Here is a 26,513-nt window from a genome sequence, read left to right on the forward strand (position 1 = left end):
GCTGGTGCGACGGACAAACAGGAGGTCCTGCCCATGACATTCGCCCCTCGTTTCACCCTGGCCCACGGCGTGCAGGCGCTGGGTGTGCTGGCGGCCTTGGCGGGCGCGGCGGTGTGGATGCCGCTGCTGCTCACCAGCGCCGAGTCCCACACCCCCAGCGCCACGCCCCAGGCATTGGCGGCGCGCAGCGATAACCCGGCGCTGCAATGGTTTTCCAACGCGCCGACGGCGCTGCAAGTCAAAGTGACCGGCGTGCTGGCGGGCGCGCGTGGCGCGGTGGCGATCCTCAGCCTTAACGATGGGCCGCCGCGCAGTTTCCTGTTGGGCGAGCGCCTCAGCCCCGGCGTGCGGCTGACCGCCATCGAAGGCGATGGGGTAGAGATAGAACGCGGCGGCGAGAAGCTGCGCGTCAACCTCGAAAAGTTGCCGCAGGGGCCGGCGCTGCCACTGCTCACTCGGCCATGACCTGGGTGTCCAGGCGCGCCAGGGGCGGTGCTTCGCGGCTGGCGTCAAGCACCTGCAGGTTGACCTGAAACAGGCGGCCATCGGCGTTGATGGTCTGTTCGCAGCGCAGTTTCAGGCGGCCTTGATCGCACTCGAAGGTCTTCTTGCCGCTGCGCAGGTGGCCCTCCAGGCGTAGCTCCGCCAGGCGACTCTGCGCCGCCAGCAGCGCGATGGATTTGTCGCGCAGCAGGCCGTTGCTCTGGGCCATCAGCCCGGCCACGCGCACGGCGGCGGCCATGGCCACGGCAATGATCGCCAGCGCCACCAGCACCTCGATCAGGGTAAAACCTTGCTCCTTGCGACGGCCGTACATGGCGCTCTCAAAGCCGGGAAACAGGCCCGCAGACTAGCGCCGGCAGTTGACCGATTGGCGACCGAAACTCCCGAGCATTTTCAATACGACTGACATGTGTTCTTGCAACACTGCGCCCCCATTGCACTCAAGCCAAGGAATGTCGAGATGGATATCGCACGCCTAACGTCACCGCTGCCAGGCCCTCGCGGGCAACGTGGCTTCACTTTGATCGAGATCATGGTGGTGGTGGTCATCCTCGGGATCCTCGCCGCGATGGTGGTGCCCAAGGTCCTTGATCGGCCGGACCAGGCGCGCGCCACCGCGGCCAAGCAGGACATCGGCGGGTTGATGCAGGCGTTGAAACTCTACCGCCTGGACCACGGCAGTTACCCGAACATGAACCAGGGTTTGAAGGTGTTGGTGGAGCGCCCGGCGGATGCGAAGAACACCAACTGGCGCGCCTACCTCGACCGCCTGCCCAACGATCCGTGGGGCCACCCCTATCACTACCTCAACCCGGGCGCCAACGGTGAAGTGGACGTGTTCTCCCTCGGCGCCGACGGCCAGCCGGACGGCGATGGCGTGAATGCCGATATCGGCTCCTGGCAGCTCTAAGGCCCGCCATGAAAGGGTATTCGCCCCCAGTGGCGAAGCAGCGCGGCATGGCGATTATCAGCGCCTTGCTGATCGCGGCGGTGGTGGCGGTATTGGCCGGGGCCATGCTCACGCGCCAGAGCGTGTTCACCCGCAGCCTGGAGGCCGAGCAGTTACGCATCCAGGGTCAATGGCTGTTGCAAGGCGGCCTCGAACAAAGCCGGCAGATGCTCTGGGACGCACGCCGCAAGGACGTGCTGACCCGCCTCGATCAACCTTGGGCGCGCGCTCAAGTCGGCGCGTTTGCGGGGCGGATCGAGGACGAGCAGGGCAAGTTCAACCTGCGCAACCTGGTCAATCTCCAGCAGGTGGATACCGAGCAATTGCAAAGCTTTGAGCGCCTGTGCCGGCTGATTGGCGTCGACCCGGCGGTGAGCCGGCGGATCAGCCAGCGCGTGATCGGTTCTTATGAGCCGTCCGCCAAATACCCGATGCTGCGCAGCCTGGATGACTTGAGCGGAATCGAGGGCCTGGACCCCGTTGTGTTGCAACGCATGCAGGCGTACATCAGCGTGTTGCCCGGCCCTACCTGGGTCAATGGCAATACCGCCAGCGCCGAAGTGCTCAGCGCGGTGGTGCCGCAGCTCAGCCTGGCCCAGGCCCACGGGCTGGTGGCCGAGCGTGACAGAGGGCAGTGGTTTATCAACCGGGGGGATTTCGTCAACCGCCTGCGCTTGCCCCAGATAAACGTGGACTCGGTGCAGGTGGGCATCACCAGCGAGTGGTTCCGCCTGCAGGGCCAGGCGCGCCGTGAACAGCGACGGGTGACGGTTGATGCGTTGTTGCATCGTCCCGAAGACCGCGAACCGCGCGTGATCTGGTCGCGGGTGGGCGTATGAAACGCCTGCGCATTGGCTTGCCGCCGCTGGATCAATTGAGCGCCGAGAGCCAGGTCAAATTTGCCTGGTTGGACCGTGGCGTGGTCATTGAAGAGGGTTATGCAAGCCTGGCGCAGTTGGGTAAGCCCCGTCAGGCAGTGGAGTGTTTCCTGCACCCGCGTGACAGCCTGCTCACCAGCCTGGAGCTGCCGCCGTTACCTGCCGCGAAAACCGCTGCCGCCGTGGCCTGCGCCGCCCAGGCGTTGATCCTTGGCCCGGTGGAACACCTGCACGTGGCCCACGGCCCGCGTGAAAGCGATGGACGCGTGCAGGTGGCCTGGGTGCCTAAGGCCGGGTTGGAGCGGCTGGCCCGGATGCCGCTCAAACTGCGCGGCCTGTACCCGGCGCCCTTTGCCTTGCCGCTGGGCGCTGCTGCGTTGGACGACGGCTATCTGCTGACACGCGAGAGCCCGCAACAAGGCGCGGTGCACCCCTTGGGCGCGCAGACGCTGGATGTGCAGCGGGTGGACGCGGCACAGCGCTGGAGTGGGCCGTTGCCCGCGTGGGGGTTGCACGGCCATCTCAGCCAACCCTCGACCGGCGGATGGGCCCGGGCACTGGCCTGTGTGGCGCTGGCCACGGCCATTTGGGTTGTGGGCCTCAACCTTTATGCCGCACGCCAAGTGGACGAGGGCCAACGGCTCAAGGCGTTGATGAGCCAGCAGGTGCGCCAGGCGTTTCCCGAATTGCCGGTGGTGCTCAACCCTTTGCAGCAGGCCCGCCAGCAATTGGCCGCCCGCCAGAGCGGCGCTGCCGCAGACCCCGGTCAGCGCTTTACCAGCCTGATGCAACTGGCGGGCAGCAACCTGCCGTTCATGGTCGGTAGCGTCGCCAACTTGAGCTTTGAACAGGGGCGCTTGCGGGTTGAATTGGTGGCCGACAGTCGCAGCCCGAAAGCCGAGGGCGAATGGCAGGCGGCGTTGGCCCAGGCCGGCTTCACGGCCAGCCGCGATGAGCAGGCCTGGGTGATTGGGCCGGCGCAGGCCGCGGAAAAAACGGGTGCCGACGATGAATAAAGTCCAGCGACTGCGCAGCCAGGCCCAGGTGTTCTGGAGCGGCCTGGCCCTGCGCGAAAAACGCCTGCTCAGCGGCGCCGGTCTGATTCTGGCGGGCCTGCTGACCTGGCTGGTGCTGGTGCAACCGGCGTTGAAGAAGATCGATTACTGGCAGGCTGAAACCCCCAAGCTGCGCGCCCAGGCCGAAGCCCTGCAGGTGCTGTTGCAGGGCGTCGCCGCGCCCAGACAGGGCGACGAAACCGCGCTGCGCCAGGCCCTGGATAACGCCGGCCTCAAAGGGCATTACCAATTGCAGGCGCTGGAACCCGGCGGCTGGCGGTTGACGTTCGACAACGCCCCGGCCGATGCGGTAGTGGGCTGGCTGCTGGGCAATCCCCGTTCGTTTTCCCTGGAGGTGTCCGAAGCGCGTTTGCAGCGCGCGATGGATGCCGTCGACAGCTCGGCCGGCACTGTGTCCGGGACCGTTCGCATGGATCAGGCGCTTGGCGCTAAGGAAGCTTCATGAAGTGGTCAGTCCCCCCGTTTCGCCTGGTCGCGCCGTTGCTGGTGCTGGCCCTGAGTGCGTGCAGCAACCCGTCAACCACGCCATTGCTGGTGGACAGTGAGCTTGGCCAACCCCTGGCGGAGACTCGCCGCAGCGCCGAGACGGTGCTGGACCGCCAAGGTGAACGCCTGCCCAGACCTCCCGTACAGCACCGGATCACCGACACCGCGCGCGGCCATGCCCCGGCGGCCGTCAAGGCGCGCAACCCGCTGGGTGACCAGCCGGTGCAGCTCAATTTTGTCGATGCGGATATCCAGGCCGTGGTGCGCGCGCTGTCCCGCGCCACCGGGCAGCAATTTCTGGTGGACCCACGCGTGAAAGGCAACCTCACCCTGGTCAGCGAAGGGCAGGTGCCGGCGCACCAGGCCTACGACATGCTGCTGGCGGCGTTGCGCATGCAGGGCTTCAGCGTGGTGGATGTGGGCGGCGTGGCCCAGGTGGTGCCCGAGGCCGATGCCAAGTTGCTCGGCGGGCCGATCTACAGCGCCGGCAGCAGCGGCATGCAGACCCGCACCTTTCGCCTGCAATACGAAAACGCGGTGAACCTGATCCCGGTACTGCGCCCCATCGTATCGCCGAACAACCCGATCAATGCCTACCCCGGCAACAACAGCATTGTCATCACTGACTATGCGGAAAACCTCGCGCGGGTGGCGCAGATCATCAATGGCATCGACACCCCCAGTGCCATCGACACCGACGTGGTGATGGTGCAGAACGGCATCGCCGTGGACATCGCCGCCATGGTCTCCGAGCTGCTGGAAACCCAGGGCGCCGACCAGACCCAGAAGATCAACGTGATCGGCGACCCGCGTTCCAACGCCGTCATCATCCGTTCCGGCAGCCCGGAGCGCACCGAGCTGGCGCGCAACCTGATCTACAAACTCGACAACGCCCAGAGCAACCCCAGCAACATGCACGTGGTGTACCTGCGCAACGCCCAGGCCGGCAAACTGGCCCAGTCGCTGCGCGGGCTGCTCACGGGCGAGAGTGATTCGGGCGTGAGTGACGATGCCCGTGGCAAGCTCAGCGCCATGGGCGGCAATGACAAAAACAGCCAGGGCGCGAACAACACCCAGAACAGCACGGGGACACCGACCGGCAGCGGCGTGCAGCCAGGCTATGGGCAAACCGCCGGTTCGAGCAGCGCCACCGGCAATGGCAAAACCGCCAATGACCAGGACACCGCGTTCAGTGCCGGCGGCGTGACCATCCAGGCCGACGCCACCACCAACACCTTGCTGATCTCCGCGCCGGACCCGCTGTACCGCAACCTGCGCGAAGTCATCGACATGCTCGACCAGCGCCGCGCCCAGGTGGTGATCGAAAGCCTGATCGTGGAAGTCAACGAAGACGATGCCACCGAGTTCGGTGTGCAATGGCAGGCCGGCAACCTGGCGGGCAAGGGCGCGTTCGGCGGCGTGAACCTCGGCGGCAGCGGCGTGGTCGGCACGCCCGCCAGCCCGACCAGTATTGATGTGCTGCCCAAGGGCCTGAACATCGGGTTGGTCAACGGCACCGTGGATATTCCCGGTATCGGCAAGGTGCTCGACCTCAAGGTGTTGGCCCGTGCGTTGAAGAGCAAGGGCGGCACCAACGTGCTGTCCACGCCGAACCTGCTGACCCTGGACAACGAGGCGGCGAGCATTTTCGTGGGGCAGACCATTCCGTTTGTCACCGGCAGTTATGTGACCGGAGGCGGAGGTACCAGCAACAACCCGTTCCAGACCGTGCAGCGTGAAGAGGTGGGTCTCAAGCTGAATGTTCGACCGCAGATATCCGAGGGTGGCACGGTGAAGCTGGATATCTACCAGGAGGTCAGCACCGTCGATGAGCGTGCTTCGGTGACGGCGGGCACGGTGACCAACAAGCGTGCGATTGATACCAGTATTTTGTTGGATGACGGGCAGATCATGGTGCTCGGCGGGTTGCTGCAGGACGGGTACAGCCAGAGCAATGACGCGGTGCCTTGGTTGGCGGATATCCCGGGGTTGGGCGCGCTGTTTCGCAATGAGAAGCGCAGTGTGAGCAAGACCAACCTGATGGTGTTTTTGCGGCCCTACATTATTCGCGACAGTGGAGCGGGGCGCAGTATTACGTTGAACCGCTATGAGTTCATGCGCCGGGCCCAGGGTGGCTTGCAGCCGGAGCGCAGTTGGGCGATGCCGGATGTGCAGGCGCCGCAGTTGCCGTCGGTGGAGAAGGCGATTCCTGGGCAGCAGGGGCCTCGGGCGGTGATTCGGGCGGTGCCGCAGTGATCGCCGGGTACATATCCGTTTCTTCGGTAACGGCCGCTTATGGTTCCGCTCTTACAGCGGCTCACTTTTGGAAAGGCCCAAAAGTAAGCAAAAGGCCTTCGCCCCACCACTCGGCACCTCGCTTAGGCTCGGTGTGCCCGAACGCAGGCTTGAATCCGTGGGCCGCCGCCACGCGCCATCCATGGCGCGGGGCGGCTAACCCGGCGTCCTGCCGGGTTACCCACGGATTCAAGCCTGCGTTCGGCCAGCGTGGTTTTACGGGGCGCCGAAGATCAAAAGCAAAAGCAAAAGCAGAGCGCGGCGGCCTTAGAGCCGACCGGTATCTTACTGTCGAACTCGGTCAAATGTGGGAGCTGGCTTGCCTGCGAAGGCATCAACGCGGTGTACCTGATGAACCGAGGTGCCTGCATCGCAGCGCTGCGGCGATCCGACAAGCCAGCTCCCACAGAAAAGCAATTTGCGGTACACAAAAAAATGCTTTTGATCTCCACCACTCAAGCCGGCTGTCAGGCCGCTGTGCTTTTGCTCTTGATTTTGATCTTAGGCGCCCCGTCAAACACGCTGGCCGGAATTCGACAGGGATTTGGGGGGTAAACCGGCAGGGATGCCGGTTTAGCCGCCCCGCGCCATGGATGGCGCGTGGCGGCGGCCCCCCAAATCCCTGTCGGATTACGGGCACACCGAGCCTAGGCGAGGTGCCGAGTGTTGGGGCAAGAGCCCTTTGCTTACTTTGGGGCTTTTCCAAAGTGAGCCGCCGTAAGGGCGGAACCAAAATCAGCCGTTACCGCAGCAACAGATATGTACACCTTCAAAAAGGGCCAACCCCATGAGCCTTCTACCCTACGCCTGGGCCAAATCCCAGCGCATCCTCCTGCGCCCTGGCGAGGACGGGATGCTGCTTACCGTTTGCCCCTCAACCCCCGGCTGGTCCATCAGTGAGGTCCACCGTCAGTTCGGCCAGGCCCACCTCGAACAGGTTCGCGACGACGAACTCGACGGCCTGCTCGCCAGCGCCTACGCCGATACCGGCAGCGCCGCCGCGGTGGTGGGCGCCGCCGAAAACGAGGTGGACCTCGACCGCCTGATGCAGGACATGCCCGAAATCACCGACCTGCTCGACACCCAGGACGGCGCGCCGGTGATTCGCATGATCAACGCCTTGCTCACCCAGGCCGCGCGCGATGAGGCCAGCGACATTCATATCGAGCCGTATGAAACCCATTCCGTGGTGCGCTACCGCGTCGACGGCACCCTGCGTGATGTGGTGTCGCCACGCAAGGCGCTGCACGGTGCGCTGGTGTCGCGGATCAAGATCATGGCCCAGCTCGACATCGCCGAAAAACGCTTGCCCCAGGACGGCCGTATCGCGTTGCGGGTGGCCGGGCGGCCGATTGATATTCGGGTGTCGACGGTGCCCACCGGGCATGGCGAGCGGGTGGTGATGCGGCTGTTGGACAAACAGGCGGGGCGGTTGCAACTGGAAACCCTGGGCATGGAGCCGCAGGTGCTGGCGCGCCTGGACACGCTGATCCGCCAGCCCCACGGCATCGTGCTGGTCACCGGCCCCACCGGCAGCGGCAAGACCACCAGCCTGTACGCCGCCCTGGCGCGGCTGGATGCGAGTACCAGCAATATCCTCACCGTGGAAGACCCGGTGGAATACGACTTGCCGGGTATCAGCCAGATCCAGGTCAACGCCAAGATCGACATGACCTTCGGCCTGGCCTTGCGCGCTATCCTGCGCCAGGACCCGGACATCATCATGATCGGTGAAATCCGCGACCTGGAAACCGCGCAAATCGCCGTGCAGGCCTCGCTTACCGGGCACCTGGTGCTTGCCACGTTGCACACCAACGATGCGGTGTCGGCGGTCAATCGCCTGATCGACATGGGTGTGGAGCCGTTCCTGCTGGCCTCGTCATTGCTCGGCGTGTTGGCCCAGCGCCTGGTGCGCCGGCTGTGCCCGCACTGCAAGCAGCAAGACCCGGCCGCGCCCGGCACCTGGCGCCCGGTCGGCTGCGCGCAGTGCAACCAGACCGGCTACAGCGGCCGTACCGGTATCCATGAATTGTTCAGCGTCGACGACGCGGTGCGCGGCCTGATCCACCAGGGCGCCAACGAGCAGGAACTGCGCCTGGCCGCACGTCGTGCCGGGATGCTGAGCATGCGTGAAGACGGCGAACGTTGGGTGCGCAGCGGCACCACGGCGCCCGAAGAAATCCTGCGCGTGACACGGGACGCCTGATGAATCGCTATCGCTATGAAGCCGCCGATGCCAGCGGCAAAATCGAGGCCGGGCACCTGGAGGCGGACAGCCAGAGCGGCGCGTTTGCGGTGTTGCGCAGCCGTGGCCTGACCGCGTTGCTGGTACAGGTGGAAGGCGGGCAGTCCACGAAAGCCGGCAACAGCCTGTTCAGCGCCAAGCTGTCGGACAACGACCTGGCCTGGGCCACGCGGCAACTGGCGAGCCTGCTCGGTGCCAGTTTGCCGTTGGAGGCGGCGCTGAGCGCCACGGTGGAACAGGCCGAGAAAAAGCACATCGCCCAGACCCTCGCCGCCGTGCGCGCCGATGTGCGCGGCGGCATGCGCCTGGCGGATGCGTTGGCGGCGCGGCCACGGGATTTCCCCTCGATCTACCGCGCGTTGATCGCGGCGGGGGAGGAGTCCGGCGACCTGGCCCAGGTCATGGAGCGCCTAGCGGACTACATCGAGGAGCGCAACAACCTGCGTGGCAAGATCCTCACCGCGTTTATCTACCCCGGCGTAGTGGGGCTGGTGTCGATCGGCATTGTGATTTTTTTGCTCAGTTACGTGGTGCCTCAGGTGGTCAGCGCGTTTTCCCAGGCGCGCCAGGACCTGCCAGGGCTCACCCTGGCGATGCTCAACGCCAGCGACTTTATCCGCGCCTGGGGCTGGTTGTGTTTTGCCGGCATCGTCGGCGGTTTCTGGGGCTGGCGCCTGTACTTGCGCAACCCGGTGGCGCGCCTCAATTGGCATAGCCGCGTCTTGAGCCTGCCGCTGATCGGACGCTTCGTGCTCGGCCTGAACACCGCGCGGTTCGCCTCGACCCTGGCGATTCTCGGCGGTGCCGGCGTGCCCTTGTTGCGCGCCCTGGAAGCGGCGCGGCAGACCCTGTCCAATGACCGCCTGAGCCAGTGCGTCAACGACGCCACCGCCAAGGTGCGCGAAGGCGTCAACCTGGCCCCGGCGCTGGCGGTGGAAAAGGTATTCCCGCCGGTGCTGATCCACCTGATCGCCAGCGGCGAGAAAACCGGCTCGCTGCCGCCGATGCTCGAGCGCGCGGCGCAGACCTTGTCACGCGATATCGAGCGCCGCGCCATGGGCATGACCGCGTTGCTTGAACCGCTGATGATCGTGGTGATGGGCGCGGTGGTGCTGGTGATCGTCATGGCGGTGCTGTTGCCGATCATCGAGATCAACCAGCTGGTCACCTGAATACACACATTGGAACTGAGCTGAATTCTGCTGGTTCCGCCAACCTCGGGTTCCTCATTCCGTCATATTCCGCCACCCCTTGCGGCCTTGCGCCACGCCCACTGAAACCGCGCTGTCATCTCCCGCCGAAACCGCCCAAAGCCATGACCGAAACACCCGAGAATCTTTTTAAAATCAATGCGTTCCTCCCGAGGTTTTTTCCCATAACCGTCATCGGAAACTGCGACTTTCTCTCCATGGTTTTCACCCCCGGCCACCCCCGCAACATGGCTTGGGACCGAAGCCATGGCGTCATGCAAGAGCCATCTACCCCAAACGTACAAACACGACGAAAGGAGCTTCTTCATGTTTAAGCGCAACGTTCTCGCGGTATCCATGACCCTCGCTGCACTGTGCTCGGCCCAGGCTGCAATGGCTGACGTAAATGGTGGCGGTGCAACCCTGCCACAACCGCTGTACCAGACTGCCAACGTCTTGACTGCCGGTTTCGCTCAATACATCGGTGTGGGCAGCGGCAAAGGCAAGCTGGCCTTCCTGAACAACGATTACAGCCAGTTCGTGGCTGGCGTGACCAACAAGAACGTGCACTGGGCCGGTAGCGATTCGAAGCTGTCGGCGACTGAACTGTCGACCTACGCTTCGGCCAAGCAACCCACCTGGGGCAAGCTGATCCAGGTGCCATCGGTGGCTACTTCGGTTGCCATTCCGTTCAACAAAGCGGGTGCCAACGCAGTCAACCTCAGCGTTGACCAACTGTGCGGCGTATTTTCGGGTCGCCTGGCTACCTGGGACCTGATTCCTGGCTCCGGCCGTACCGGCCCGATCACCGTGGTTTACCGTAAAGAGAACAGCGGCACCACTGAGCTGTTCACGCGCTTCCTGAACGCCAAGTGCAAACCTGCTTTGGAAGGCGGCACCTTCGCGATTACCCAGGCATTCGGCAGCAGCTTTTCGGGGGGCTTGCCAGCTACCGCTCTCAACCCACTGCAGCAGGCCAACCCTGCCGGCGGCACTTATACCGATACCAGCGCTGGGGTCATGAGCACCCTGAACGCCGGCGACGGCCGTGTGACCTACATGAGCCCGGACTACGCAGCAGCTACCCTGGCAGGTCTGGATGACGCTACCAAGGTTGCAACCATTGCCGGTGTCTCGCCAAACCCCGCCAACGTGTCCACGGCTATCGGCACTGTGCCTGTGCCAACCAACGTCGCCGACCAGAACGCCTGGGTACCGACCTTCGCCGCCGCCGCCAACCCGTCCGACCCAAGCGTCGTGGCTTACCCAACCACCGGTTATCCGATCCTGGGCTTCACTAACCTGATCTTCAGCCAGTGCTATGCCGATGCCACCCAAACCAGCCAGGTGCGCGCGTTTTTCACTCGCCACTACGGTTCCAACGCATTGACCAACAACGACGCCGCCATCCGCAACAACCGCTTCGTACCGCTGCCGGCTACCTGGAAAACGGCCGTACGTGACAACTTCCTCACCGCTACCAGCAACCTCAGCATCGGTAAGGCTGACGTCTGCAACGCCATCGGTCGTCCGCTGTAACCCCAGGCTTTCACCGACCTGCACTACCTGAGTCAGCAACGGCCTGTGCCGTTGCTGATTTTTGCGTTTGCGACGGCTACCCGCCCTCTATGAACTTTCCATGACAGAAGTTCAGTCCCGCCCCTCGCCAACCGCCTAACCCTCATACGTGAGTTTGTCTTGCCCAGCGTGGCGATAACAAAGAAGGAAGATTTCCGATGGTCCGCTGCAAATCACCGGTTAACCGCAAAGCCCAAGGCCAGAGCGCCCAGACAGTCCTGCGTCTCAAGCCGCTGGCCCATGCCATTGCGTTGTTGATGGTGGCAGGCAACGCGCAGGCGGCCACGGCGTTCAGTTCCAGTTGGTTTGCCGACAAAGGCGCGACCCAGGCGGCGACGGCGGCGCGGCTCAGTGCCGGGCAGGTGCCGGGGATTCCAACGCTCAACCAGCAGGCGCGGGTCAACCAGCAATTGGCGCGTTCCATCAGCACACTCAACACCAGTGTCGCGGCGATTGCCGCGCAGCAGGCGGCGCAGGCGGCGGGGCGGCAAGCGGCGTTTGGGCAGGTCTCGAACATTCCCGATGGCCTGGGCAAGGGCGGTCTGCAGGTGGATAACAGCCTCACCCAAGGCTGGACCAACGCCAAGGGCCCTACCCAAAGCCAGTCTGGCGGCATGACCACGGTGGCCGTCGAGCAAACGGCCGACAAGGCGATCCTCAATTGGGAGACCTTCAACGTCGGGCGTAACACCAGCGTGGATTTCCAGCAGCAGTCCAATTGGGCGGTGCTCAACCGCGTCAACGATCCCAATGCGCGCCCGAGCGAGATCCAGGGCCAGATCAACGGCGCCGGCACGGTGATGATCATCAACCGTAACGGTGTGGTGTTCGGCGGCACCAGCCAGGTCAATGTGCGTAACTTGGTGGCCGCTGCGGCGAATATCACCGACGAGCAGTTTACCCAGCGGGGTATCTACGTTGATGCCAATGGCACCCAGCCAACCTTCACCGACGCGGCAGGCAAGGTCGTGGTGCAACGCGGTGCATTGATTCAGACCCATGACGCCGCCACCTCCACCGACGCCGGTGGCTATGCTTTGCTGCTCGGCGCGGAAGTCGAGAACGCCGGCACCCTCATCACCGCCAAGGGCCAGACCACCCTGGCAGCCGGCGACAGCTTTTACATCCGCAAGGGCGTCGGCACTGGCGGCAACGACCGCTCCACTACCCGTGGCAATGAAGTCGCCACCAGCCTCAAGGCCGGCAGCAGCGCGGGCAAGGTCACCAACAGCGGCCTGATCATGGCCTCGACCGGCGACGTTACCCTCACTGGGCATCAGGTGCAGCAAAACGGCGTGGCCCTGGCCAGCACCTCGGTGGATACGCGCGGCACCCTTCATTTATTGAATTCGGCAACCGACACAACCGGCAGCGTGACGCTGGGCGAGGGCAGCACCACCGCGATCCTGCTGGACGCCAGCGGCAGCACCGCGTTCGACAGCCAGAAAGGCGCAGGCCTGATCAAGCTGGACGGCCTGGCTGCCAACCTGATCGCCGGGCAGTTCAACAACCTCAGCGCCGTGGCCGACCGTACCGACCAGTCACGCATCGAGATCGTCAGCGGCGGCACCGTGGACTTCCAGAAAGGCTCGATCACCCTGGCCACAGGCGGCCAGGTGGCGGTCAGCGCCGCCGGGCGTAGTTTGGTGCGCGATGGGGCGATGATCGACGTCTCCGGCGCCGTCGGCGTCAAGGTGTCGATGGCGTCCAATAACATCAAGATCAACGTGCAGGGCAATGAACAGCGCGATGCGCCGGTCAACCGGGACGACGGGAAGCTGATCAACAACGATGTGTGGGTTGACCTGCGCGAGCTGGTGTTCGTGCCGGCCAGTACCAACGGCTATGCCACGGACCGCTGGTACACCGCCGGCGGCTTGCTGGAAGTGGGCGGATACCTCGGCACCCAGGGCCACTCGGTCGGCGAATGGATGGCCCAGGGCGGCAGCGTGACCTTTACCGGCAAGGATGTGGTGACCCAAAAGGGCGCGCAGATCAACCTGTCGGGCGGCACCGTGGATGTGCAGGCCGGTTATATCCAGCAGACCTGGCTCAAGGGTCCCGATGGGCGCCTGTATGAGGTGTCCAACGCGCCGGGCGATATTCTCTACTCCGGCTTTTACAAAGGGTATGAGGACACCAGCAAGCGCTGGGGCCAGACCGACTATTACTACAACCCGTTGATTGCCAAGCAGCGCCGTTACGAGAGCGGTTACACCGTGGGCCGCGATGCCGGCAAGCTGGTGATCGGTACCACCCAAGCAGTGCTCGAAGGCCAGGTGATCAGCGACGTGTTCCAGGGCGATCGCCAGACCCAGGCGCCGAACGTCAACCTCGATGGATACCAGCAATCGCAGAAGGCCATGGCCCAGCGCGCGCAGTTGATCATTGGCGGGTACACGCCGGTCTACAACAAGACCACCGGCACCCTGCGCTATGCCCTGACCGGGAACACCGACCAGGTGCTGATCGAGAGCAACACGCAAAAAATCGCCGATGGGTTGGACCTTGCCACCGCGCTGCCGGCGGATCGCCAAGGCAAGATAGTGCTCGACAGTGACCAGCTCAATGGCTACCGACTGGGCGCGATCAAGGTCGGCGCCAGGCAGCAGATTACCGTCAACGGTGCGCTCAACGTCACGGACGGTGGCGATATCACCCTGTTCGGCCCCGGGGTGAATATCAACGCCAACCTGACGGCCCACGGTGGCAGTCTCAACGCGGGCAACATACTTACTCAGGTCGACCTCGATAAAAGCAACGCGGTGGGCGATGTGATCCTGGCGGGCAGCGGCCGACTGGCGCTGGCCAGTGGCGTCAAGCTGGACGCCGGTGGACGCTGGAATAACCTGGCGCTGGACTCGAACCACCGCGACGGTGTGGCGTATATCAACGGCGGCAAGGTCTCGTTGCGCAGCACCACGGCAGTGAACCTTGCGGCCGGCAGCGCGGTGGATGTGTCCTCTGGCGCCACCGTCGGCGAAGACGGCAAGGTCAGCGGTGGCAAAGGCGGCGACGTGAAGCTGGGCGGGCTGGGTACCCTCGCCCTGGGTGGCGAGGTGCGTGGCTATGGCGTCAACGGCGGCGGCGCTTTGGCGTTGCAGGCCCACAAGGTGCTGATCGGCGCAGGCGCGGCGGATGCCGACACCCTGCAACTGGCCGGTGATTTTTTCAACAAGGGCTTCTCGGCCTATGACATCACCGGCAATGAAGGGTTGATCGTCGCGCACGGCTCCCAGGTCGATGTGAACATGCCGGTTTACCGGTTGGGCGAGCAGGCCACTGGCGCGCAGACCGGCAGTGATGCAGCGAGCGTGCTCGAACGCTGGACGCCGCTGTTGTACCAGGAGGACCCGACCAAAGGCATCCTGACTCAGCGGCGTGGCGCCAGCCTGAACCTGAGCGCCGGACACGTACAATCCAGCGCCGCGCAAATGGCGACGACCAGCCTGAACGTGGGGCAGGGCGCGGTGATCAATGTCGACCCGGGCCAGGCCATCAACCTGCTCAGCGTCGGCCAGCTCACCCTCAACGGCACGCTCAACGCATGGGGCGGCAGCGTCAGTCTGGGGGGATTGGGCACGGCTGATTCGGAAGCGGTCGAGGCTGTCGGCCATGGTCGTTCGATCTGGATCGGCGAACAGGCGCTGATTGATGTGGCTGCGCGTGCCGTCACCGCCGTGGACAATCGCGGTAGCGTCTATGGCCAGGTGCGTAACGGAGGGCAGATCACGGTGGGTGGCGACATCGACCCCACTACCGGGATAGCCAAGGCCAGCAATCTGTTCGTGGTGGTACGTGACGGCGCGCGGCTCGACGCTTCCGGTACCCAGGCGCGGCTGGATATTCCAGGCGAAGGCCGAACGAATGTGGCAAGCAACGGCGGCACGATTGCCTTTGCTTCCAACAACGGCCTGTACCTGGACGGCAGTTTCGTCGCCAATGCCGGTGGTGCGGGGGCTGCGGGTGGGCGTTTGGCACTGGCGCTGGAGGCGCCTTATTACCTGCGTAGCCTGGCCAGCAACCGGGTATTGCCCGTGCGTGAGCTGATGCTGAGCCAGCAGCATCAAGTCTCGGTGTTGCCGGGCAGCGCCGACGCGGCGGCTGATACCTTGACCTACGGCCATGGCCGGCTTGGGGTGGACCAAGTCAAGGCGGGCGGCTTCGACAGCCTGGCGCTGTTGGTCAATGGCACGCTCAGCATGGCCGGCGACGTGTCGTTGAATGTGGGCCAAAGCCTGGCGCTGTATTCAAAAGGCATCAGTTTGGCGAAGGGCGCCGCCACAGCGTCTGAGGTCCATCTCGCGGCGCCTTACGTCGTGCTCAGTGGCCTGCTCGCGCCGGACCGCACAGGTCTGGAGAACTACGTCGCGCCTAACCTGGGTGACCCTGCGACGACGTTGCCGGGGCAGGGACGGTTGACGGTTGACAGCGATTTGCTGGATATCCGCGACCAGGTAACGTTTGCCCTCAACCAGGGCTTTGATCGGGTCAATCTCAACAGCCGCGGCGACCTGCGCTTTCTCGCGGGACGCGATGGCGGTGTGACCACCGATGGCTTCAGTACGGTATTGCAGGCGGGGGGCGACCTGACTTTGCGCGCCGCGCGTATCTACCCCGGTACCGAGATCAGTGCGCAGGTGGTGGTGGGCCGTACCGGTGGCGATCGACAGAACATGCAGTTTGATCCGACCCGGACCCTGGCCATCGAAAAAGCCGGCGGCGGTAACGGTGCTGTGCCTTATTCGGCATTCGGGCGCTTGCAACTGGGCGCCGCGACGATCAAGCAGGGCGGTGTATTGCTGGCCCCCCTGGGGCTGATCGAGATGGGCAACCTGGGCAGCACCAAAGTCCAATTATTGCCCGGCAGCCTCACTTCGGTGAGCGGCAAGGGTTTGGTGCTGCCCTATGGCGGGACGCTCGATGGGCAGGTCTATCGCTATAACGGCAAGGCAGTGAGCTTCGTTGGCCAGGGTGGTGTGAAGGTCAGCAATGGCGACCTTACAGTGGGCGTAATCCTGGGAGGCAAGTCGGTGGTGGTGTTGCCGGATGCCACCCTGGACCTGTCCGGCGGCGGTGATCTGCTCGGCGCCGGGTTTATCTCCGGGCGCGGCGGCTCCACCGATGCACGCTACAACCCGCTGGTGCAGTTTGGCGCCAGCGGTGGCTTCGTCCTGCCGGGGCTGGCGACCAATCCGGTTTACGCCATCGTTGCGGGTGTGCCGCAGGGTTACGCGCCCGTGGCGGCGGAAGGCGGCGCGAGCACGCCCTTGGTGGGGCAGCAGATCAGCATCGGCGCCGGCGTGCCGGGCTTGCCGGCCGGCACCTATACCTTGATGCCTTCGACCTATGCACTGATGCCGGGAGCGTTCCGGGTCGAGATCAACGGCTTGGCCGGTCTGGGTACGGATGGCGGCGTCACGGCGTTGCGCAATGGCTCGTGGTCGACGGCCGGGCGCCTGTCGATCGTCAATACCCCGATTGAGAACAGCCTGGCCAGCCAGGTGATCCTGACGTCTGCGGACACCTTGCGCCGCTACTCTCAGTACAACGAAACCAGCTATGCGCAGTTCGCGATGGCTGACGCCGCCAGGCTTGGCGTGCCACGTGCGCTGTTGCCGGTGGATGCCAAGACGCTCAAGCTGGCATTGAGTGCCGGGAATGGGCTGGACACCTTTTCGTTCAAGGGCATTGGCCGCTTCGAGGCGGCGCCCGGCGGTTTTGGCGGGACGGTGGCGGTGATCAATCGCAGCATGTCGGGTCCAGCCTCGGCGACGCAGATCGTCAACCCTGGTCAGCCGCTTGACCCTGCGTTCGAAGGCTTGACCCTGGACGTAGAAAGCCTTAATGCGCTGAAGGCAAAGCGGTTGCTGGTAGGCGGCTTGTCGATGGTGCTTTATGGGCAAGGTGGCAATGCCATCGAGTTTGCCGGCGGTCTCAACAGACCCTCCGGATCGATCTTCGTACGATCCGGCGCGACATTGGTGGCACCCGAGGTGATGCTGGTAGCCGGCTCCGGCGACATTGTTGTCGAGCAAGGTGCATCGATCAGTACGCTTGGCCAGGGCACTGCTGCCTATGACGCCCGCGACGGGTTTGTCTACAAGGGGGCGGCGAACCTGCTGGCGGTGTCCAACGGGCTGCTCAACGTGCTGCCCTACGATATTAATTCGGGTGCGGGCGGTAAAATCCAGATCGGTGCTTGTGTCAGCGTCAGCTGTAGCGGCCAGACAGCGCTGTATTCCGAAGGCAGCATTATTGCCTCGACCACCCAGACCCTGGAGTTGGACGACCAGGTTCGCTACGGCACCCGCCACCTGGCGTTGGCGCTGAGCAATATCAATGTGGGCAGTGTCGAGGCCCTGGCCGACGCCGCCGCGCGCAATGTGCTGCCCGGCGGGTTGACGCTCAATCAACAGGTGCTCGACCGCCTGTTGCGCGGCGATACCGAGTCTGGCGCGCCGGCCCTGGAAACCCTGCAACTGTCCGCGGCCCAGGCGTTCAACTTCTACGGTACCAGCACCCTCGACACGTACGACGCGCAGACCGGCAAGTCGCGCCTCGACAATCTGCTGCTGTCGACCCCAGCCATTTATGGCGCCGGTGGTACCAATGACGTCGCCACTATCCACACCGCCAACCTGACCTGGCAGGGCGCCGAGGCCGCGCCCGGCGCGGTGATCAGCGGCGGTGCCGGCACCGGCAATGGGCGCCTGGATATCAACGCCGAGCGCATCGAGTTCGGCTATGGCGCCTTCGCCCAGCCCAGCACCACCCAGACCTTCGACCGGCTGGCCCTGGGCTTTGCCAGCGTCAACCTTAATGCCAGCGAGCGCATCACCGCCAACCACAAGGGCAGCCTGTCGGTGTACCAGCGCCTGACGGGGTACGATCCGGTCAAGGGCTTCCAGTACAGCGGTGGCAACCTCAATATCCTCACGCCGCTGATGACGGGCGAAGCCGGTTCGGTGAACCGGATTACCGCAGGCGGCGCGATTGATGTGGCGGCCTCCGCCGGGCCGCGTGGCACGGTCACCGGCCAGGGCGCCGAACTGTCGCTGCAAGGCGACAGCATCCGCGTGGCTTCAGCGGTGGTGTTGCCCAGCGGCAAGGTCAGCCTCGGCGCCCGTGGCGACGTGGTGCTCACCGATGCCGCATTGATCGATGTCGCCGGGCGTGCCGTGGCGTTCAACGATGTGACGCAATACGGTTGGGGTGGCGACGTGCTGCTCGACAGCCGCAGCGGCAATATCCTCCAGGCGGCCGGTTCAACCATTGACCTGTCGGCCACCTACAACCGCGCCGGCAAATTGCGCGCGGTGGCGGTGGACGCGGCGGGCGGGAGCGTCGACCTGCAAGGCAAGATCCTCGGCGGCAGCAGCGGTTACTACGATGCGGGCGGCACCCTGGTGCCCTATGAAGCCGGTACCGTGGAAATCCAGGCCCAACGCCTGGGTAGCCAGGGCACGCTGGACCAGCAATTCGCCGCCCTCAACCAGCGACTCAACGCAGGCCAGGTGTTCGGCGCACGCAGCTTCCAGCTCAAGCAGGGCGACCTGAGCATTGGCGAGGGCCTGAAGGCGGGCATCATCAATGTGTCGGTGGACAACGGCAGCCTGCGGGTCACCGGCCACGTGGACGCCAGCGGTGAGCGCGTCGGCAGCATCAACCTGGCCGGCAAGCATGGCCTGACCCTGGACGGCGGCGCCGTGCTCGATGCCCATGGCAGCCTGTTGCGGGTCGACAGCTACGGCAAGATCATTGATTCACCCAACCGTGCCATGGTGGTGCTCGGCTCCGGCGATGGCCTGCTGACCCTGGCCGACGGCGCGCGTATCGATTTGCGCCACGGCATCGCAGCGGCCAAGGGCAACGACGGCCGCAGCCGCGGCACCCTGGAACTGAACGCGCCGCGCATCATCAACCCGGACGGCAGCAGCAACGACATCGCCATCGATGCCCGTGGCCGCCTGGATATCCAGGGCGCCCGCTCGATCGCGCTCAACGGCATGATCAGTTATGACGACGCCGAGTTGATCAACGAGCCGACCGTCAGCGGCCGGCCGTACCAGGTGATCACCCAGGATTACTTGGACAAAAAGCATGAGTTGAGCGTGGCGTTCATTAAGGCCGCGCTGGATAACAGCAACCTGCTGCAAAACAAGCTCGCGGGCCTGAACAATGCCAGCTATGCCGACGTCTTCCACCTGCGGCCAGGGGTGGAGATCGTCAGCAAGACCCCGGACGGTGACCTGGTGGTGCAGGGCGATGTCGACCTGTCGGGCTTTCGTTATGCGAGCAACAATCCACACGTCAAGCAGAGCCCCGACGTGTACGGCTCGGGTGAGTCGGGCAGCCTGACCCTGCGCGCGGGCGGCGACCTGTCGGTCTACGGCAGCATCACCGACGGCTTCGCCCTGCCGCCGGAAACCGCCGATGACAAAGGCTGGGTGTTGTTGCCAGGCGTCGATTTTACCGGCGGCGATATCGTGGTGCCGGGGCACGGCGTCACGCTGGCCGGCGGTACGGCGTTTCCGGCCGGTGCGGTGCTTAATTATGACGTGCCGATCAACGACATCGGCGTGGTAGCCGGTACGCGCCTGCCGGTAAGGGCCACGCTCCAGCAGGACCTGGTATTGCCAGCCGGCACGGTGCTGGCGGCGGCCGTACTCGACAGCACCGGCGATGTATTGCTGGCGGCCGGTACGCTGCTCAACCAGGCGCAGACCCTGGTGGCCGGTTCGCAACTGGAGGCCGGCACGCTGTTGACCCAAAACACGTTGCTGAAGGCAATGACCTGGCCAAAAGGTGTGCCGTTGCCGGGGAATTTCCAAGCGTCCGGTTCCACGCTCAATGTGGTCACCCTCAGCGCCGATACGGTGTTGGCGCGCGGCGCACTGATTCCGTCCGGGACCAATGTCAAGCTGCTGGCCGGTGTTGAGTCGATTCAGTTGCGCACCGATGTCACCGGCAGCAAGGACCGTCAGTGGGCGATTGCCCCAATGCTGGCCGAGGGCTCGCAATCCTGGTCGATCCGCCTGGTGGCGGGCGCGGATACCGAAGCGGCGGACAGTCGCCTGCTGCAGGCCCATCCCCGCAGCGGCGACTTGCGTCTGGCAGACAGCCACTATGGGATGTTCTCCAAGGAACTGCCGTCCAAGGCGGTGATCATCTGGACGGCCCAAGGCGCGGCGGATCTGCTGGCGTTCCTCGGTATCACCGTGAAAGAAGGCGACCCGGTTGACCCGCAGTTGCTCGCCGACAACAGCTTGGGCACGGTGGACGAGTTCTGTGCCGGCTCTCCTGCCTATTGTGGGGTTAAGGCTAATTTTGTCTGGACCGAAACGGCCGAGCGAGAACTGGCCCTTAACAACATCATCGTCAAGGCTGGCGCGCCGATCGACAAGAAGTTCATGGACGATATGGGTGTGCCCTCAATCGACGATTTTTGCAAGGACACGCCGAGTTACTGCCTGGCGCAGAACACGCCTGAATATGGCGCGACACCTTCAAGTTCGCGTTTCAGCGTAATTCGTACCGGCACTGGCGACTTGCAGTTGCTCAGCGCCGGCAACCTGAGCATGGATTCTTTGTACGGCGTGTACACCGCTGGTACGTCCTCCACCGCGACCTTTCAGGGCGATCCGTACAACCAGCCTAAAGCGTTGGGGCGCGGCACTACTGTGCTCAATGATTCACGCAGTTATTTCGAGCAGTTCGTCAATGGCGGCACCGGCAGCCTCTATCGCGCCTGGTACCCGGACGCGGGCGGGAATGTGACCTTGAAAGTGGATGGCAACCTGACCGGCAACATTGTCAGCGCGCTGAACAGTGCGAGGCAGGGGCGCCCCAACCCCGATGACACGGGCAACGATTCGGCCAGCGTGGGTAACTGGCTATGGCGCCAGGGCAGCGGCACGGTGAATGCCGGGCAGGCCCAGCCCACGGCCTGGTGGATCAATTTCGGCAGTTACACCGGCACCGCCGCGACGGATCAGTTGGTCGGTTTCACCGGTTTCGGTACCCTCGGCGGTGGTGACCTCGACGTGCAGGTGGGCGGTGATGCCGGCCTGCTGCGCACCCTGGCAGGCAACACCATTGAACCCGTCGCCAACCCGCGAAGCCTGGGGTTGGTGCTGGCGGTGGGCAGCACCGGTCGAATCGCCAGCGACGGCAGCCTGCAGTTGACCGGCGGTGGCGATCTGCGGGTGCGCATCGGCGGCGAGCTCAACAGCGCCAGCCCGACAGCGGTGGGACTACAGAACGGCGTGCTGGTGAACCTGCGCGGCAATGCGACCTTGCAGAGTGGGTCCGTGGGGCAGGTTGACTTGCACTACGGCAGTCTCAATACCGATCACACGCCTGGCGAAGCCCGCGCATTCGACGCCTTGACCGCCACGCGTGGCCTGGCGGCGGGGGGCTTGACCCTGGTGCCGGGCGATGCAACCTTCAGCCTGGCGACCCTGGGCGACCTGGTGCTGCAGGAGGTGCTCGATCCCGGTCGGATCGAGTTGGCGAACAAGTCCGGCATCAGCCGTGGTGTCAAGGGCGAGCCGGGTTATGCCCAGGGCAGTGGCTCCAGTTGGTTCACACTCTGGACCGATCGTACCGCGATCGATCTGTACTCGGCGGGCGGCAACGTCACGCCTAATACGGCCGGGGTCGCTTCGGACCTGTCGATTGTTTATCCGTCCATCCTGCGGGCGACGGCGGCCAGTGGCAATTTTTACTATGGTAAAGCGGCGGCGGCACAGACCCTTGATCTCAATTACTCCGCGCCGCTCCTGCTGGGCCCCGGGAGTAATGGCCAGCTGCAATTCCTGGCGTACGACTCGATCTACGCCGGTGGTGCTTCTGTCAGCCAGTCGTCCGCCGACACGAGCACCGTGGCGACGCCATGGCGACCGGCGTTCGTCGGGCAGATCTCCGGCACGCCAAGTGCCGAACTCAGTAACCTGTCGTCCAACGGCAGCGCGTTGACAGCCGGTGCACAGCTGCCCATGTTTACCTTCGGCAGTCCCACTGCGGCAACCGGTTCAGGCCGGGCAGATCAACCTGCGCGGTTTTATGCCGCGACCGGTGACTTGGTGGGTGTCAGCAGCGGCCGCAGCTTTATCTTCAGCAGTGGCGTGGGCACCTTGCACCAGGGTCAGACCTGGTATGAAGGCGGCGGTCCGGTGTGGATGATGGCGGGGCGCGATATTGTCAGCAGCGGGCGGCTGTTCGGCGCGGACACCACCGTGCAGGGGGCGAACACCCTGGGGAACCTGTTTATTCACGACAGCCCCACTGACATCTCCGTCGTGTCCGCCGGACGCGACATTCTCTACAGCAACTTCCAGGTCGCAGGTCCTGGCCTGCTGGAACTGAGCGCCGGTCGCCATATCCAGATGGACGATAAGGTCAGCGTCACCAGCCTCGGCCCTGTGGCCACGGGTGACAACCGCCCCGGCGCCAGCATCGTGATGCAAGCCGGCGTAGGCCCCAACGGCCCGGATTATCTGCGCTTCGTCGAGGCCTACCTGAACCCCGTCAACCTGGCGCAACCGGGTGAGTCGATCCAGGGCGGCAAGGTGGCCAAGACCTACGAAAACGAGCTGGTCGGCTGGCTCGCCGCGCGCTTCGGTTTTGCCGGCAACACCGAACAGGCCCGCGCCTACTACGCAGCCCTGCCGACCGAACAACAACGGGTATTCGCCCGTGATGTGTACTTCGCCGAACTCAAGGCCGCCGGCCGTGAATACAACCAGGATGGCAGCGTGCGCCAGGGCAGTTACCTGCGTGGCCGTGAGGCGATTGCGGCGCTGTTCCCGAGTAAGGACGTGGCCGGCAACCCGATCACCTACAAGGGCGATATCACGATGTTCGGCGGCGCCGGCGTGCACACCAACTTCGGTGGCTCGATCCAGATGCTCACCCCGGGCGGGCGTCAGACTTTCGGCATCGAAGGCGAGGCGCCACCGTCGACGGCGGGTGTGATCACTCAGGGTTCCGGCGATATTCAGCTGTATTCCCTGGGCAGCATCCTGCTCGGTCAGAGCCGCATCATGACCACCTTCGGCGGCTCGATCATGGGCTGGACCAGCGAGGGCGACATCAACGCCGGGCGTGGTTCCAAGACCACCGTGGTGTACACGCCGCCCAAGCGCGTCTATGACAACTGGGGCAACGTGAGCCTTTCGCCGTCGGTGCCGAGCACGGGCGCGGGGATCGCCACGCTCAACCCGATCCCGGAAGTGCCGGCAGGCGACATCGACCTGATCGCGCCATTGGGCACCATCGATGCGGGGGAGGCGGGCATACGGGTGTCGGGCAACGTCAACATCGCCGCCTTGCGCGTGGTGAACGCGGCGAACATCCAGACCCAGGGCAAGTCGTCCGGGGTGCCGGTGTCGGCCAGCGTCAACACCGGGGCCATGAGTTCGGCCAGCGCGGCGGGGGCGGCGGCGTCCCAGGCGGCGGAAGACGCGGCGCGCAGCCAGCAGGCCGCGGCCAGGCAGGGCCGGCCGTCGATCATGACCGTGGAAGTATTGAGCCTGGGCAGCGAACCGTTGCCCCGTGAGCCGCAACCGCAGCAAAAAAGCTCCAGCTACAACCCCGACAGCCCGGTGCAGGTGCTGGGCGCCGGGCCGTTGAGCGAGCAGGCGCGGGCGCGGTTGACGGATGAGGAGCGCAAGCAGATCAGTTTGTAAAACCTTGGAAAGGACCTCTCGATGGACCGTTTGGGGCGATCAGTGATCGCCCCGTTTTTTTATCTGCGCGAACGTGATCGTTCCCACGCTCCGCGTGGGAATGCCGCCCCGGTCGCTCCGCGTCCCGAAGCCGGCGCCTGTTTCAAGCACTGCGCGAGGTGACGCGGAGCGTCACGGGATGCATTCCCACGCAGAGCGTGGGAACGATCAATCGCAGAGCGTGGGGACGATCAAATGAAGCTTTCATGACAAAAGTTCGGTAGCTCCCACCTACGCCCGTCTCTCCTATGTAACGCGCTGGAGGCCGCCACACGTGGCCTCCCCAGCCGTCAGCAAGACGCCAGGAGTGGGGCACGTGGGAACTATGGAACGTTACTCGAAAGTAGGCATGCAGGAGCTCGATCAGCGCTTGTCGAAGATCGTCGAAGCGGCGCGCAAGAAGCCGGTGTCAGTGTATCGCTACGGCGCGCCGTGGGTGTGGATCGTCTCGCAGGACGACTGGCAGGGCGCGCTGAAGGAAGTGTCCAGCTACATCCCGGCGGGGCATTCGCTGGTGTTGCTGCGTCCGCAGATCGATGAGGTGCTGGATCAGCACCGTGACTGGTTGGTGGCCGACGCCCCGATGTCGATCGCCCCGCACACCGTGTTGCAAATCCTGTTGCTGCAACTGCTGTATTCGGTGCCCAGCGAGCAGCAGCTGCACGAACAGCTGAACTACAACCTGCTGTTCCGCTGGTTCGTCGGCCTGGACCTGAACCAGAAGGTCTGGAGCATTCATGCATTGACCCGCGACATCGCCACGCTGCTGAACCACCCACAGGCGGTGCAACTCATCCAGAAAATCATCGGTGACGTGTTTTGTGGCGCCTTGCTGCACATGCCGGAGTTCTCGTTGAACTTCGCCTTGCTGCACACCTGGCTGGCCCGGCACGGCAATACCTCGATCACCAGCAATTGAGCAGGCCGCACGCCGGGCAATCGGCGATGGCACACAACAACAGAAAGTCAGGGGGCGGTGTGGAGCATCTGTTCAAATTAACGCTGGCGCTGTGTTGCATGACGCTGGGGAGCGTGACGCAAATAGCGCTGGCCGAGGAAGAAGCGGCGGCGCGCAAGGTCGACGTCAACGAGTACTTCGTGCGCGGCAACACGGTGCTGGACGCGGCGACCATCGAGGAGGCGGTGTACCCGTTCCTCGGCCCGCAGAAGACCTTGGGCGATATCGAAGGCGCCCGCGATGCGCTGCAGAAGATCTACCAGTCACGTGGCTACCAGTCGGTGTTTGTCGAGCTGCCCGAGCAGAAGGTCGACGACGGGATCGTCTACCTGCAAGTCAGCGAAACCAAGGTGGGCCGCGTGCGTGTGGTCGGCGCCAAACACTACTCGCCGGTGGAAATCCGCGAGCAGGTGCCAGCCTTGGAAGAGGGCGCGGTGCCGGACTTTGCCACTGTGCAAACCCAGTTGGCCGGCCTCAACCGCAGTGCGGGTCGCCAGGTCACGCCACTGGTCCGCGAAGGCCAGCGCCCCGGCACCATGGATGTGGATTTGCAGGTGGAGGACCAGAACCCCTGGCACGCCAGCATCGGCCTGAACAACGACTACAGCGCCGACACCGAAAAGCTGCGCTCGGTGGCGACCCTGGGCTACGACAACCTGTGGCAACTGGGGCACAGCATTTCCCTGACCTACTTCACCGCGCCCCAGGACACCGAGAACGCCAAGGTCTGGTCGGGCTCCTACAGCGCCCCGTTGAACGAGCGCTGGACCTTGCAGTTCTCCGGTTACCAGTCCGACAGCAACATCGCCACCATCGGCGGCAGCAACGTGCTGGGCAAGGGGCATTCCTACGGCGTGTCGGCGATCTACAACCTGCCGGCGGCCGGTAACTGGGCCAACTCGTTCTCGTTTGGGGTCGACTTCAAGGACTTCGACGAAGAAATGAAATTCGGCGCCAGCAGCGACCAGGTGCCGCTCAAGTACGCGCCATTCACCCTGGGCTACAACGGCTATCGCTACACCGAGCACTCCCAGTTGGGCCTCGGTTTGAACCTGGTGGTCGGCACCCGCGCATTCTTCGGTTATGGCAGCGACGCCGAGGAGTTCGACTACAAGCGCTACAAGGCCAGCGCCAGTTTCGCCGTGCTCAAGGGCGACCTGAATTATACCTACACCTTCGCCAACGATTGGCAGTCGGCCACCAAAGGCGGCTTCCAGCTCGCCTCCGGACCGCTGGTGTCCAACGAACAGTACTCCGCCGGCGGCGCCACCTCGGTGCGCGGTTACCTGGCGGCGGAGCGCACCGGGGATGAGGGCTACTTGCTCTCCCAGGAGTTGCGCACGCCGTCCCTGGCCAAGTTTCTCGGCAGTTATGTGCAGGAGTGGCGCTTCTATGCGTTCGCCGAAGGCGCGCGCATGCGCCTGCACGACCCACTGCCCGAGCAAGAAGACGAATACAGCCTGGCCAGTGTCGGCCTGGGCACACGCGCCAGTTTGAGCAAATGGTTGTCCGGCAGCCTGGATTGGGGCTTGCCGCTGCTCGATGGACCGAACACCCAGAAACAGGACTCGCGACTGCACTTCAGTGTGCAGGCGACTTTCTGACTTTTTCTTTCGGAGATTT

The 26,513-nt window shown here is 64.3% G+C and carries 13 protein-coding genes; 12 read left to right on the plus strand and 1 reads right to left on the minus strand.

The annotated features are described in order from the left end of the window. Positions 1-33: 33 nt before the first annotated feature. Entirely contained in the window at positions 34-465 is a 432-nt protein-coding gene (locus ACLH0H_RS23580; protein WP_076954295.1) for a type II secretion system protein N, read from the plus strand. Here ACLH0H_RS23580 and gspI read toward each other — a convergent pair. Next, positions 452-817: a type II secretion system minor pseudopilin GspI gene (gene gspI, locus ACLH0H_RS23585; RefSeq protein ID WP_049708806.1), complete on the minus strand. Its 366-nt coding sequence runs from the start codon at positions 815-817 to the stop codon at positions 452-454. The genes ACLH0H_RS23580 and gspI overlap by 14 nt on opposite strands. Before the next feature lie 147 nt (positions 818-964). Here gspI and gspG point away from each other — a divergent pair, with 147 nt between their 5' ends. From gspG to ACLH0H_RS23640, 11 genes are all read left to right on the plus strand, one after another. Next, entirely contained in the window at positions 965-1,414 is a 450-nt protein-coding gene (gspG, locus tag ACLH0H_RS23590; RefSeq protein ID WP_076954293.1) for a type II secretion system major pseudopilin GspG, read from the plus strand. An 8-nt stretch (positions 1,415-1,422) separates the two neighbouring features. Then, complete coding sequence (gene gspK / locus ACLH0H_RS23595; protein WP_411379857.1) at positions 1,423-2,292, plus strand: type II secretion system minor pseudopilin GspK; 870 nt, start codon at positions 1,423-1,425, stop codon at positions 2,290-2,292. Further along, positions 2,289-3,347, plus strand: a complete 1,059-nt coding sequence (gene gspL, locus ACLH0H_RS23600; RefSeq protein ID WP_411379858.1) for a type II secretion system protein GspL — start codon at positions 2,289-2,291, stop codon at positions 3,345-3,347. The genes gspK and gspL overlap by 4 nt, the downstream gene beginning before the upstream one ends. Then, entirely contained in the window at positions 3,340-3,852 is a 513-nt protein-coding gene (gene gspM / locus ACLH0H_RS23605) for a type II secretion system protein GspM (protein ID WP_411379859.1), read from the plus strand. The genes gspL and gspM overlap by 8 nt, the downstream gene beginning before the upstream one ends. Next, positions 3,849-6,149, plus strand: coding sequence for a type II secretion system secretin GspD (gene gspD / locus ACLH0H_RS23610; RefSeq protein WP_411379860.1), 2,301 nt, complete (start codon positions 3,849-3,851; stop codon positions 6,147-6,149). The genes gspM and gspD overlap by 4 nt, the downstream gene beginning before the upstream one ends. Before the next feature lie 826 nt (positions 6,150-6,975). Next, positions 6,976-8,394 carry a type II secretion system ATPase GspE gene (gspE, locus tag ACLH0H_RS23615; protein WP_411379861.1) on the plus strand — a complete coding sequence of 473 codons (1,419 nt, stop codon included), beginning with the start codon at positions 6,976-6,978 and terminating at the stop codon, positions 8,392-8,394. Next, positions 8,394-9,605 carry a type II secretion system inner membrane protein GspF gene (gene gspF, locus ACLH0H_RS23620; protein WP_411379862.1) on the plus strand — a complete coding sequence of 404 codons (1,212 nt, stop codon included), beginning with the start codon at positions 8,394-8,396 and terminating at the stop codon, positions 9,603-9,605. The genes gspE and gspF overlap by 1 nt, the downstream gene beginning before the upstream one ends. Before the next feature lie 345 nt (positions 9,606-9,950). Beyond that, positions 9,951-11,162 carry a substrate-binding domain-containing protein gene (locus ACLH0H_RS23625; protein WP_411379863.1) on the plus strand — a complete coding sequence of 404 codons (1,212 nt, stop codon included), beginning with the start codon at positions 9,951-9,953 and terminating at the stop codon, positions 11,160-11,162. A gap of 197 nt (positions 11,163-11,359) precedes the next feature. Next, positions 11,360-23,893: a filamentous haemagglutinin family protein gene (locus tag ACLH0H_RS23630; protein ID WP_411379864.1), complete on the plus strand. Its 12,534-nt coding sequence runs from the start codon at positions 11,360-11,362 to the stop codon at positions 23,891-23,893. Positions 23,894-24,257: 364 nt separating this feature from the next. After that, positions 24,258-24,851, plus strand: coding sequence for a transposase (locus ACLH0H_RS23635; protein ID WP_076955071.1), 594 nt, complete (start codon positions 24,258-24,260; stop codon positions 24,849-24,851). Positions 24,852-24,910: 59 nt separating this feature from the next. Further along, positions 24,911-26,494 carry a ShlB/FhaC/HecB family hemolysin secretion/activation protein gene (locus tag ACLH0H_RS23640; RefSeq protein WP_411379865.1) on the plus strand — a complete coding sequence of 528 codons (1,584 nt, stop codon included), beginning with the start codon at positions 24,911-24,913 and terminating at the stop codon, positions 26,492-26,494. Positions 26,495-26,513: the final 19 nt, after the last annotated feature.

Origin of the sequence: Pseudomonas sp. MPB26 (genome assembly GCF_046605355.1) — a bacterium.
In the GTDB taxonomy this organism is placed as follows: domain Bacteria; phylum Pseudomonadota; class Gammaproteobacteria; order Pseudomonadales; family Pseudomonadaceae; genus Aquipseudomonas; species Aquipseudomonas cedrina.

Coding starts and splice junctions, on each gene's coding strand:
- gspG (WP_076954293.1), top strand. CDS start 965: ATGGATATCGCACGCCTAACGTCACCGCTGCCAGGCCCTCGCGGGCAA.
- gspK (WP_411379857.1), top strand. CDS start 1,423: ATGAAAGGGTATTCGCCCCCAGTGGCGAAGCAGCGCGGCATGGCGATT.
- ACLH0H_RS23580 (WP_076954295.1), top strand. CDS start 34: ATGACATTCGCCCCTCGTTTCACCCTGGCCCACGGCGTGCAGGCGCTG.
- ACLH0H_RS23630 (WP_411379864.1), top strand. CDS start 11,360: ATGGTCCGCTGCAAATCACCGGTTAACCGCAAAGCCCAAGGCCAGAGC.
- gspI (WP_049708806.1), bottom strand. CDS start 817: ATGTACGGCCGTCGCAAGGAGCAAGGTTTTACCCTGATCGAGGTGCTG.
- gspM (WP_411379859.1), top strand. CDS start 3,340: ATGAATAAAGTCCAGCGACTGCGCAGCCAGGCCCAGGTGTTCTGGAGC.
- ACLH0H_RS23625 (WP_411379863.1), top strand. CDS start 9,951: ATGTTTAAGCGCAACGTTCTCGCGGTATCCATGACCCTCGCTGCACTG.
- gspD (WP_411379860.1), top strand. CDS start 3,849: ATGAAGTGGTCAGTCCCCCCGTTTCGCCTGGTCGCGCCGTTGCTGGTG.
- gspF (WP_411379862.1), top strand. CDS start 8,394: ATGAATCGCTATCGCTATGAAGCCGCCGATGCCAGCGGCAAAATCGAG.
- ACLH0H_RS23635 (WP_076955071.1), top strand. CDS start 24,258: ATGGAACGTTACTCGAAAGTAGGCATGCAGGAGCTCGATCAGCGCTTG.
- gspL (WP_411379858.1), top strand. CDS start 2,289: ATGAAACGCCTGCGCATTGGCTTGCCGCCGCTGGATCAATTGAGCGCC.
- gspE (WP_411379861.1), top strand. CDS start 6,976: ATGAGCCTTCTACCCTACGCCTGGGCCAAATCCCAGCGCATCCTCCTG.